The sequence below is a fragment of the Rhizobium alarense genome (assembly GCF_021555155.1).
Taxonomy (GTDB): Bacteria; Pseudomonadota; Alphaproteobacteria; order Rhizobiales; family Rhizobiaceae; genus Rhizobium_D; species Rhizobium_D alarense.
The window spans coordinates 46,408-55,892 of the sequence record NZ_JAKGBU010000028.1; the positions used below are offsets into that span (position 1 = coordinate 46,408).

The 9,485-nt window shown below is 67.7% G+C and carries 10 protein-coding genes; 6 read left to right on the top strand and 4 right to left on the bottom strand.

Annotation, left to right across the window (positions count from 1 at the left end; translation table 11 throughout):
* Together LXM94_RS11020 and LXM94_RS11025 are read right to left on the bottom strand one after the other, a co-directional pair.
* Positions 1-340, bottom strand: a 340-nt coding sequence (locus tag LXM94_RS11020; RefSeq protein ID WP_235771320.1) for a MarR family winged helix-turn-helix transcriptional regulator, incomplete at its 3' end; no start/stop codon positions are given.
* Between the two features lie 75 nt (positions 341-415).
* Complete coding sequence (locus LXM94_RS11025) at positions 416-1,807, bottom strand: leucyl aminopeptidase family protein (RefSeq protein ID WP_235771322.1); 1,392 nt, start codon at positions 1,805-1,807, stop codon at positions 416-418.
* Between the two features lie 137 nt (positions 1,808-1,944).
* On the opposite strand from LXM94_RS11025, the gene LXM94_RS11030 reads away from it, so the two are divergent.
* The 5 genes from LXM94_RS11030 (at position 1,945) to LXM94_RS11050 (ending at position 6,273) form a co-directional block, all read left to right on the top strand.
* Entirely contained in the window at positions 1,945-2,766 is an 822-nt protein-coding gene (locus LXM94_RS11030; protein ID WP_408015622.1) for a tetratricopeptide repeat protein, read from the top strand.
* 101 nt (positions 2,767-2,867) lie between these two features.
* Positions 2,868-3,830, top strand: a complete 963-nt coding sequence (locus LXM94_RS11035) for a glycosyltransferase family 32 protein (RefSeq protein ID WP_235771323.1) — start codon at positions 2,868-2,870, stop codon at positions 3,828-3,830.
* A 55-nt stretch (positions 3,831-3,885) separates the two neighbouring features.
* The gene (locus LXM94_RS11040) at positions 3,886-4,980 is read left to right on the top strand and encodes a glycosyltransferase family 4 protein (RefSeq protein WP_235771324.1); all 1,095 of its coding nucleotides are present in this window, start codon (positions 3,886-3,888) and stop codon (positions 4,978-4,980) included.
* On the top strand, positions 4,977-5,738 hold the full coding sequence (locus LXM94_RS11045) for a polysaccharide deacetylase family protein (RefSeq protein ID WP_235771325.1): 762 nt from the start codon (positions 4,977-4,979) through the stop codon (positions 5,736-5,738). Before LXM94_RS11040 ends, LXM94_RS11045 begins: the two co-directional genes overlap by 4 nt.
* A 109-nt stretch (positions 5,739-5,847) precedes the next feature.
* Positions 5,848-6,273: a BA14K family protein gene (locus tag LXM94_RS11050; RefSeq protein ID WP_235771326.1), complete on the top strand. Its 426-nt coding sequence runs from the start codon at positions 5,848-5,850 to the stop codon at positions 6,271-6,273.
* A gap of 117 nt (positions 6,274-6,390) precedes the next feature.
* Here the strand turns inward: LXM94_RS11050 and LXM94_RS11055 are convergent, their stop codons facing one another.
* Together LXM94_RS11055 and LXM94_RS11060 are read right to left on the bottom strand one after the other, a co-directional pair.
* Positions 6,391-6,594 (bottom strand): hypothetical protein, encoded by a 204-nt coding sequence (locus LXM94_RS11055; RefSeq protein WP_235771327.1) that lies wholly within the window; start codon positions 6,592-6,594, stop codon positions 6,391-6,393.
* Positions 6,591-6,890 carry a hypothetical protein gene (locus LXM94_RS11060; protein WP_235771328.1) on the bottom strand — a complete coding sequence of 100 codons (300 nt, stop codon included), beginning with the start codon at positions 6,888-6,890 and terminating at the stop codon, positions 6,591-6,593. Before LXM94_RS11060 ends, LXM94_RS11055 begins: the two co-directional genes overlap by 4 nt.
* A gap of 220 nt (positions 6,891-7,110) precedes the next feature.
* On the opposite strand from LXM94_RS11060, the gene LXM94_RS11065 reads away from it, so the two are divergent.
* Positions 7,111-9,327 carry a transglycosylase domain-containing protein gene (locus LXM94_RS11065; RefSeq protein WP_235771329.1) on the top strand — a complete coding sequence of 739 codons (2,217 nt, stop codon included), beginning with the start codon at positions 7,111-7,113 and terminating at the stop codon, positions 9,325-9,327.
* Positions 9,328-9,485: the final 158 nt, after the last annotated feature.

Sequence of the window (9,485 nt, forward strand, 5' to 3'; positions counted from 1 at the left end):
GGCCGCGGCCGCGGCCGATGATGACGTCGCCGAGCTTTTCGAGATAGAGCGCACCCTCCACCGTCCGCTTGACGACGACGTTGCGGCGGTCCTTGTCATCGCGGCTGCGGGTGACGAGCTTCAGCTCGCCCATCGTGTCGAGCGCGCGGGTGACGACCGGCTTAGTCACGCCGAGCTTCGCCGCCAGTCCGCGCACCGTATGCGGCGGCGGCACGAGATAGATCTCGAGCAGGATCGCGAGTTGGCGCAATGTCAGGTCCCTGCCGTCGAGGCGCACCTGCTCCAGCGTCACGCCGTGCCAGAGGCCGAGCGCCTGGGAGGGGCTGAGATCAAGCGGCACGGCAGCTCCGGATGGTTCAGGTCGTTCGTTACGCTACCGTATCGCTCGCCTGGCGGGAAGAGGGCAAGCGGCTATTTAGCCGGCGAAGGTTCGGATATGGCGATAGAGGGCGCGGATCGCCTGGGCCTCGCCGCCGACCGGCGAATGCGGCCGTTCCACCGGCGTCCAGCCGAAGATATCGAAATGCAGCCAGCTTCTCGTCTGCGTGACGAAGCGCTTGAGAAAGAGCGCCGCGGTGATCGCCCCGGCCATGCCGCCCGACGGCGCATTGGTGAGGTCGGCGATCTTGGCGGAGACGTCCTTGTCGTATCCCCTGTAGAGCGGCAGGCGCCACAAGGGATCGTCGGCGGCGAGGCTCGCCTCGTTGAGATCGGCGGCAAGGTCGTCGTCGTCGGTGAAGAAGGGGGGCAGGTCCGGCCCGAGCGCCACCCTTGCGGCACCGGTCAGCGTCGCCATGTCGATCAGGAGGTCGGGCTGCTCCTCGTCGGCGAGCGCCAGCGCGTCGGCCAGGATGAGGCGGCCCTCCGCATCCGTGTTGTCGATCTGCACCGTCAGGCCCTTGCGGCTCCGGTAGATGTCGCCCGGCCGGAAGGCGTTGGCGGAGATCGAGTTCTCGACCACCGGGATGAGCACCCGCAGATCGACCTTCAGCTTCGCATCCATGATCATCAGGGCGAGGCCCATGACATTCGCGGCGCCGCCCATGTCCTTCTTCATCAGCAGCATCGAAGCGGCCGGCTTGATGTCGAGGCCGCCGGTGTCGAAGCAGACACCTTTGCCGACGAGCGTCAGCTTGCGATGGCTCTTCTTGCCCCAGCGCAGCTCCAGGAGGCGCGGCGCCTCGGCCGAGGCCCGGCCGACGGTATGGATCAGCGGAAAGTTCTGCCGCAGCAGGTCCTCGCCGCGCACGACGTTCACCTCCGCCTTGTAGTGGGCGGCGAGCGCACGGAACGCCTGCTCCATGGCCTCCGGTCCCATCTCGTTGGTCGGCATGTTGATGAGGTCGCGGGCGAGGAACATGCCGGCGAGCTGCCGCTTGATGTCGGCGGCATCCGCATCTGCCGGAATGAGCAGCGTCGGCGCCTCGCTGGTTGCGGGGCGGTAACGGTCGAAGCGGTAGCTGCCGAGCCCGTAGCCGAGCGCCAGCCGGTTGGCGGTCAGCGGTGCGGTCTCGATGTGCCAGTCGCCGGCCGGCAGCGTGCGTGCGAGCTTTCCGGTGAGGAAGGGTGCCTCGGACGGGTTGCCGCCGAGACCGAAGAGGGCGCCGCCGAGGTGGCCGTCCGCCGTCGGCACGAGCAGCAGTGCGCCCGCCTCGGCCTTGAATCCCGCCTTTTTGGCCCAGTCGAGGGCAATCGGGTCGATCGTGCCCGTCTCGATATGCGCCGGCGTGACGGCGAAGATCGGCAGCGTGCGGCCGCTGCGGGAATTGAACGGAGAGGGGCGATCGATGAACTGATAGGGGGCCATGGACCTGCTTTCGGGCGCGATGGGAATCGGCGCATTAACGGTCCGTTAGGGTTAACAGATTATTGCTGGAGCGAGGATTGCGGGGCGATTCGTTCATGCACCCTCAAGGAAGAAGACATTCTGCTCGGGGACAGGTCATGGTTGTCAGCGGTCGCGCTCCATCGTTCGGTAAGCCTTTGCAGGCTCTCGCTATCGCCGTGCTGATGGCGATCGCGTTGTCGAGCTGCGCCTCCGGCCGCCGGAGCGCGGAAACGACAGGATCGATCCCGCAGCTCTCGAAGCCCGTTACCGAGATGAACCAGAGCGAGCTCCGGGGCGCTGCGGAAAGTGTCGGCCGTGCCTACGAGCAAAACCCGAAAAACCGCCAGGCGGGCCTGAACTACGCCAATCTGCTGCGCATGACGGGGCGCAGCAGCCAGGCGCTCGCCGTCATGCAGCAGGTCGCGATCTTCCATCCGAATGATCGCGAGGTGCTCGCGGCCTACGGCAAGTCGCAGGCAGCTGCAGGCCAGCTCGAACAGGCGCTGGACACGATCAGCCGGGCCCAGACGCCCGACCGTCCCGATTGGCGGCTGAAATCGGCGGAGGGCGCGATCCTCGATCAGCTCGGTCGCTCGACGGAGGCGCGCCAGCGCTATCGCGAGGCGCTCGACATCAATCCGAACGAATCCTCCGTCCTGTCCAATCTCGGCATGTCCTACATGCTGACCCGCGATCTGCGGACGGCGGAAACCTACCTCAAGTCTGCCGCCGCGCAACCCGGCGCCGACAGCAGCGTGCGGCAGAACCTCGCCCTCATCGTCGGTCTCCAGGGCCGTTTCCAGGAAGCGGAGAACATCGCCCGGCAGGAACTGACGGCCGAGCAGGCGGAGGCGAATGTCGCCTATCTGCGCGGCATGCTGTCCCAGCAGAACGCCTGGCAGAAACTCGCCAAGGAAGACGCCGGCAATAGCAACTGAACCTGCCGGCCTGCCGGCTCGGCTGATCTCCTTGCTTGACGGATTGCAACGGCCGACGTAGCCAGTGGGCCGTCGCCATGGAGGGCGCGCCGGAAGGGGTCATGGAGAGCAGGCAACAGTATCGGGCAGCCATCGCCGGGATCCGGTCGCTGATCGACACCAGGGCCTACGACGAGGCGCGGGCCCGGCTCGATGACATGGCGCGGACCGCCGTTCCGGCCGCCCATGACGAGGTGACGCTCCTCGGCCTGCCGCGCAAGGTGCATTCCCTGTTCCTGAAACTCGCCAAGGCAGAGGGCGACGCGGTGGCGCGCGCCGGCTATCAGTACACGATGGTGCCCCCGGCCGAAAGGATCGCCGGCTGCGGTCGCCCCGGCAGCGAGGAGCGGAGGGCCATCGCCCGTGCCAATGCCGCGCCGGTGCCGCGCCTCATCCACCAGATCTGGATCGGCGACGGCCCGGTCCCGCCTGCGACACAGGCCTGGGCGCGCCACGCGGCACGCCACGGCTATGCCTACCGGCTCTGGCGCGAAGCCGACCTGCGGAGGCTCGGCCTCGAGGACGACCCGGTCTTCGCCGGAATGCTGGCAACCCGTGATTTTCCGGGAGCGGTGGACGTCGCCCGTTATTTTATCCTGCGGGAGGAGGGCGGCCTCTATCTCGACTGCGACTGGTACCCGGCGCGCGACGACATCGCCTTCCATGATGTGCTGCCGCTGGTCGGCCTGACGGTGCTCGACGAGACGATCCCGCGCCAGACACCGTCCGGCAGCCTGCTGCTTGCCAATTCCTTCATCGCCGCGCCGCCGCGCCATCCTGTGTTCGAACGGCTGGTCGCGGTGTTGCCGGAGGTCTGGCGGGCCATGCCGCTGGCGCCGGCCTGGTGGTCGACCGGCCCGCTGGTCTTCACCGTCTGCTGCCGGACCGGCTCCGTAACGCTCGCCGATGCGGCGCTCGTCGCCGGCAGCCTGCCGCGGCTGATGCCCTTCGAAGCGGTCGAACGCCTGCGCGACGAGGTCCGCGCTGCCGACGGAGGGCTGCTGATCGCGTGGAAATCGTGGTGAAAAGGCTCCCTTCTCCCGCCCTGTCCAAGCCCGGCGTGTTCAAGGCCACGGTGCGATGAGGATCGCCTTCTACGCGCCGATGAAGTCGCCGCGGCATCCGGTTCCCTCCGGAGACCGGCTGATGGCGCGGCTGCTCGTCCAGGCGCTCGCGCGAAAGGGTCATGAGGTCGACCTGGTGTCCGAATTGCGCAGCCATGTCGGCGAACCGGCCGGCCACGCGGCGGTCCGGCAGGCGGCGGCGCTGGAGATTGCGCGGATCGAGGCCGCGTGGCGGGGCAGGGGACCGGCGGACCTCTGGTTCTGCTATCATCCCTATTACAAGGCGCCGGACCTGATCGGCCCGGCGGTGGCGACGCGTTTCGCGATACCCTATGTCACGGCCGAAGCCTCCTATGCCGCAAAGCGCGACGGCGGGGCGTGGGCCGCGGCGCAGGCGGAGGTCGTTGCCGCGCTCCGGCAGGCGGCGGTGAACATCGCCTTCACCTGCCGCGACGTCGAGGGGCTGCGGCAGGCGGCACCGGCGACACCCGTCGAGCGCCTGCCGCCCTTCATCGACCTCGCGCCCTATGGCGAAGCCATCGGTGCGGGTGCGGCCGGCGCCCTGGTCACGGTCGCCATGATGCGCGCCGGCGACAAGATGCGGAGCTATACGCTGCTCGCCGAGGCGCTCGGCCATATCGCCGATCGCCCCTGGTCGCTGTCGGTGGTCGGCGACGGCCCGCTGCAGGGCGAGGTGCGGGCGCTGTTTTCCCGCTTTGCGCCGGAGCGCATCCGCTGGCACGGGGAATGTTCGCCGTCCGAGGTTTCGTCGATCCTGCGCCGTTCGGTGATCCATGTCTGGCCCGGTTTCGGCGAGGCCTACGGGCTTGCCTATCTGGAAGCGCAGGCCTCGGGCCTGCCGGTCATCGCCCAGCACGTCGCGGGCGTGCCGGAGGTCGTGCGCGACGGCGAGACCGGCCTGCTCACGCCGCCCGGCGATGCCGTCGCCTATGCGGCCGCCATCGCGGGCCTGCTCGACGACGACCGGCGGCGCAGGGAGCTTGCGGAAAACGCCCGGCGGATCGTTCGCGCCGAACATTCGGTCGAGGGGGCGGCGGATCGGCTGGAGGCGATCGTCGAACGGCATGTCGATAGGGGGAAACGGGTATGATCGAGGCCGTTTCGGCGCTCCGCGACGAACTGGATCGCATCGCCGCGGGCGGCGGCGAGGTTCGTTTCTGGCTGCGCGACGACGACGCCGTCAAGCCGACCCAGGCGCTCGACCGGCTTCTCCTGATCGCCCGGACGCACGACGTGCCGCTGACCCTCGCCGTCATTCCGCGCGACGCGGACGAAGCCCTGGCGGCCCGGCTGCGGGGGATCGGGACGGTGACGGTCGCGGTGCACGGATGGTCGCATGAAAACCATGCCCCGTCCGGAGAAAAGACGCAGGAACTCGGCGGGCATCGCCCAACCGAGGAGGTCCTGCGGGAGCTGGCGGACGGCTTCAGGCGGTTGCGTTCGCTGTTCGGCGGACAGTTCGTTCCGATGCTCGTGCCGCCGTGGAACCGGATAGCCCCCGCGCTCGTGCCGAGCCTGCCGGAACACGGTTTTTCGACCCTCTCCGTGTTCGGTCCCGAGAAGGATGCGCCGATCCGGCTTTTCAACACCCATGTCGATCTGATGGACTGGGCGGCCCGGCGCGGGAAGGCGGCGGATGTCCTGATGCCGCTGGTCCTCGATCAGGTGCGGACGCGGCGCGGTGCGGTCATCGGCATCCTGACGCATCACCTCGTTCACGACGACACGGCCTGGCAGTGTCTCGACGCGCTTCTTGCGGCGACATGCCGCCACCCGGCCTGCCGGTGGGTCGGCCCGCCGACGGGGGACGGGACCTCCCGATTTAATTCTTCCGCATCCGTTATTTGACCCAATCCCGCCACAGGTCCGGTTCATATCCCGTTCAGGCGAATTAATTCATCATGCCGGACGTGTTAGTCTAGTGCGATGAGCAGAATTTCAATCGGGAGTACGTCAGATGAGAAAGTTCATCACCACCTCCATGGCGGCCGCCCTGGCAGTCGCCGTGACTGTTACCGGTCTGGTGCCGGCTCCGGCCATGGCAATGCCGCGGGCCGGCGTTGCCGCGTCCGCGTCCACGGATGTCGAGACCGTTCAGTACCGCTACCGCCGCGGCTACTACCGCGGTCACCGCGGCTACCGCTACGCGCGGCCGGGCTATCGTCGGTGGGACGACGGCTACTGGTATCCGTATGCCGCCTTCGGTACGGGCGTCATCATCGGCGGCGCGATCGCCAGCCAGCCGCGCGTCTATCGCGATGCCGGCGTGAACCCGCGCCACGTCGAATGGTGCTACGCGCGCTACCGTTCCTACCGGGCTTACGACAATACGTTCCAGCCCTATGGCGGCCCGCGCCAGCAGTGCCTGTCGCCCTACTACTGAGCGGCGAAGCATCGCGAACAATCGACAGGGCGGCTCTCGGGCCGCCCTTTCCGTATCGCACGCCGTTGCCGGCCTCCGCGACGCGGCCGTTCCTCACAGGCAGCTTTCGATTGCCGATCAGTTGGCGTTCGGTGCGCTTTCGGGACTTGCCACGCAGCCCGCGGCCGGTTTGAGCGATTCAACCAGGGGGCCGACAAATGCGTTCATCTGCCGGCTGATCGATTGTGGATATTCGATCAGGAAGTGCGCCGCCGCGTCACGGCAGAGAAGAATGGCGCGGTGGTAGAAGATGCGATCGCCGCGGGTTCCGCTGAAACTCACCCAGCCTGCCGTGGCCCGCTTGTAGGTGACGCTCCACCCCCCCGCGTCCTGTCGGCGATGCGTTCGGCCATCTCGGTCTCGAAGTCGCTCCCGGAGAGGTAATTGGCCCACACCGCCAGGGATGCGCGGCCCTCTGCCGCGATGTAGGTGCGTCCGTCGCCATTGTCGGACTCCTGGGAAAGGTTGAAGCCCGGCGGGACATCGATCCTGTAGCCGTATCGTGGATTGGTATAGGACGCCTGCGCGAGGGCCGTCGAGGCCAGCACGAGGCTCCATATCGCGGTCCATCTAACCATCGTCCCTGCTCCGCTGCGACGCTCCTGTCTTATCATGTTTCCCTGCCATGCGGCGGCATCGATCGTGTCCGCCTGAGGCAAAGCTGCGGCTCGCGCGGCGGCGAATTTGCGTGCGCCGAAAATGCGAGGGTTTCCGTTTCGAAGGCCTTAACCACCCCTTAAATCGCCGCATTTAGAGTCCACCCGACCTCCGTCTAACGAAAGGCACGGCCGTCCCGGCATGGCAGGCAACCGCAAGTCCCCTCGCATCGAGCCCTCCTTCGAAGGTGGCCGCGGCCGTGGCGCCGGCGATTTTCGCCTCGGTGCGGGCGAACGGGTCGCCGGCAGCGGTTCGGGGCGCGGCCGGGGCCGTTCCGCCGGGCCGGCGCCGAAGAGAACCGCAAGACGCCGCACGTCCGGCGGGCTTCTCGGCATCGTGCGCAGGCTTGCCTACTGGTGCATCGTCCTCGGCATCTGGGGTGCGATGGGCGTCGGGGCGCTCGTCCTCTACTATGGCGCCCGCATGCCGAGTGCCACGACCTGGGCCGTGCCCGAGCGCCCGCCGAATGTGAAGATCCTCGCCGCCGGCGGCGAAGCGATCGCCAATCGCGGCGCGACCGGCGGCGAGGCGCTGTCGCTCGAAAACATGTCGCCCTACATCCCGCAGGCCGTCATCGCCATCGAGGACCGGCGCTTCTATTCGCATTTCGGCATCGATCCGCTCGGTCTCGCGCGCGCCATGGCCACCAACCTGGTGTCCGGCAGGCTGGTGCAGGGCGGTTCGACGCTGACCCAGCAGCTCGCCAAGAACCTGTTCCTCTCGCCCGAGCGGACGCTTGAGCGCAAGGTGCAGGAGGTGCTGCTCTCCTTCTGGCTTGAGCACAGGTTCACCAAGGACCAGATCCTTGCGATGTATCTCAACCGGGTGTTCTTCGGATCGAACGCTTACGGCGTCGAGGCCGCGTCGCGTCGCTATTTCAACAAGTCGGCGCGCGATGTCACGCTCGCCGAGGCGGCGACGCTGGCGGGCCTCCTGAAGGCGCCGTCCCGGCTGTCGCCGGCGCGTGACCCGGAGGCGGCGGAAGCGCGTGCCCAGGTGGTGCTCGGTGCGATGCGCGATGCGGGCTTCATCACGGAAAGCGAGATCAAGACCGCGATGTCGCAGACGCCGACGCGCGCCAAGAGCTACTGGTCCGGCGCCGAACACTATGCCGCCGACATGGTCATGGACCAGCTCGCGGCCCTTATCGGCGACGTGAAGGAGGACCTCGTCGTCGACACGACGATCGACCTCGACCTGGAAAGAGAGGCCGACGAAGCAATCATCGCCGTGCTCGACGAGGAGGGGGCCGCGCGCGATGCGTCGCAGGCAGCCCTCGTTTCCGTCGACGGTACCGGTGCCATCCGGGCGATCGTCGGCGGCCGGGACTATGCGGCAAGCCAGTTCGATCGCGCTTCCAGGGCGAAGCGGCAGCCGGGATCCGCCTTCAAGCCCTTCGTCTATGCAGCCGCGCTGGAGAATGGCCGCTCGCCGCTTTCCGTCCGCAACGATGCGCCGGTGAAGATCGGCAAGTGGACGCCGGAAAACTATGACCAGAAGTTCCGCGGCCAGGTGACGCTTGCCGCCGCGCTCGCCAATTCGCTGAACACGATCGCCGCCCAGCTTGTCATGGAGATCGGGCCGAAGGAGGTCGTGCAGCTCGCACATCGCCTCGGGATCGAATCGGAACTGCAGGGCAATGCCTCGATCGCGCTCGGGACGTCCGAGGTGACGCTCGTCGAACTGACGTCGGCCTATGCGCCCTTCATGAACGGCGGCTACAAGGCGACGCCGCACATCATCCGGCGCGTGTCGACCGCCGACGGGCGCGTGCTCTACGACAACCGCTACGACAATCCGCCGCGCGTGCTCGATCCGAAGATCGTGGCGCAGATGAACGGCATGCTGATGCGCGTGCTGACGGAGGGCACCGGCAAGGCTGCGAAACTGTCCGGCTGGCCGGCGGCCGGCAAGACGGGCACGACGCAGTCGTTCCGCGACGCGCTCTTCGTCGGGTATACCAGCAACCTGACGACCGGCGTCTGGTTCGGCAACGACGACGGAAAATCGATGAAGAAGGTGACGGGCGGCGGCCTGCCGGCCAAGGCCTGGAACCGCTTCATGACGGCCGCCCACGAAGGGTTGCCGCCGTCGCCGCTGTTCGGCACGGCGGGCGGCGAAATGCCCGTCCCGGTGGAGGAGGTGCCGATCGCACGCCGCGAAGAGCCGAAGACCATCGCGGACATCGTCGCCCGCACGCTCGGCCTGGAGGAGCGTCCCGTTCCGGCGGAAGGCCTTTCCGGCGAGCATACCGGGTCGACCGCGCGCGACGGCGGGCTCGTGCCGCCCGCAGAGGTGGGCGGAGAGTCGACCGGTACCCGCCGGACCACGCTTCTCGACATCCTGACCGGAGGCTGAATCCGCCGCATTCCGCCCTGCTTCGTGTCCACGGCTTGACGGCTGCGCGGCCCGCGCCCACATTGCGTCCGGAATGGCGCGATGTCCGGTCAGAGTGCTGAATTTGCGTGATTTCCGGGCGAATGACGCCTTGCAGTCGATTGGACTGCTCCTTATAT

Excerpts from the sequence above, each read along its gene's own strand:
- LXM94_RS11060 (WP_235771328.1), bottom strand. The coding sequence starts at position 6,890 with ATGGTTAGATGGACCGCGATATGGAGCCTCGTGCTGGCCTCGACGGCC.
- LXM94_RS11045 (WP_235771325.1), top strand. The coding sequence starts at position 4,977 with ATGATCGAGGCCGTTTCGGCGCTCCGCGACGAACTGGATCGCATCGCC.
- LXM94_RS11030 (WP_408015622.1), top strand. The coding sequence starts at position 1,945 with ATGGTTGTCAGCGGTCGCGCTCCATCGTTCGGTAAGCCTTTGCAGGCT.
- LXM94_RS11040 (WP_235771324.1), top strand. The coding sequence starts at position 3,886 with ATGAGGATCGCCTTCTACGCGCCGATGAAGTCGCCGCGGCATCCGGTT.
- LXM94_RS11050 (WP_235771326.1), top strand. The coding sequence starts at position 5,848 with ATGAGAAAGTTCATCACCACCTCCATGGCGGCCGCCCTGGCAGTCGCC.
- LXM94_RS11025 (WP_235771322.1), bottom strand. The coding sequence starts at position 1,807 with ATGGCCCCCTATCAGTTCATCGATCGCCCCTCTCCGTTCAATTCCCGC.
- LXM94_RS11035 (WP_235771323.1), top strand. The coding sequence starts at position 2,868 with ATGGAGAGCAGGCAACAGTATCGGGCAGCCATCGCCGGGATCCGGTCG.
- LXM94_RS11065 (WP_235771329.1), top strand. The coding sequence starts at position 7,111 with ATGGCAGGCAACCGCAAGTCCCCTCGCATCGAGCCCTCCTTCGAAGGT.